Source organism: Vibrio sp. S457-15 (assembly GCF_000960545.1).
Lineage (GTDB): Bacteria > Pseudomonadota > Gammaproteobacteria > Enterobacterales > Vibrionaceae > Vibrio > Vibrio parahaemolyticus.
The window spans coordinates 1-331 of record NZ_JYOQ01000107.1; the positions used below are offsets into that span (position 1 = coordinate 1).

Genomic DNA, 331 nt, shown 5'->3' on the forward strand with positions numbered 1-331 from the left:
TAGAGAATGGTGGGCGACACGGGGCTCGAACCAGTGCCCCCCTGCTTGTAAGGCAGGTGCTCTCCCAACTGAGCTAACCGCCCACATAAGTTTTAATTCTTCGTGGAGAAGAATGGTGGGTCGTGCAGGATTCGAACCTGCGACCAATTGATTAAAAGTCAACTGCTCTCCCAACTGAGCTAACGACCCAATGGTATCCCGTAGGGGAGTCGACCCCCTGTTACCGCCGTGAAAGGGCGGTGTCCTAGGCCTCTAGACGAACGGGACACTGGATTGAAGAGTTTGGGAACTCTTCTTCTCTTTACTTTATAAACCGTATCAATCCCCCTAA

Annotated in this window: 3 tRNA genes; all 3 read right to left on the minus strand. The window is 52.0% G+C overall.

The features are described 5' to 3' along the window. Window positions 1–7 precede the first annotated feature (7 nt). Window positions 8–83, minus strand: a tRNA-Val gene (locus tag UF05_RS08925). Between the two features lie 30 nt (window positions 84–113). Further along, window positions 114–189, minus strand: a tRNA-Lys gene (locus UF05_RS08930). Window positions 190–191: 2 nt separating this feature from the next. Further along, window positions 192–267: transfer RNA gene (locus tag UF05_RS08935), tRNA-Glu, on the minus strand. Window positions 268–331: the final 64 nt, after the last annotated feature.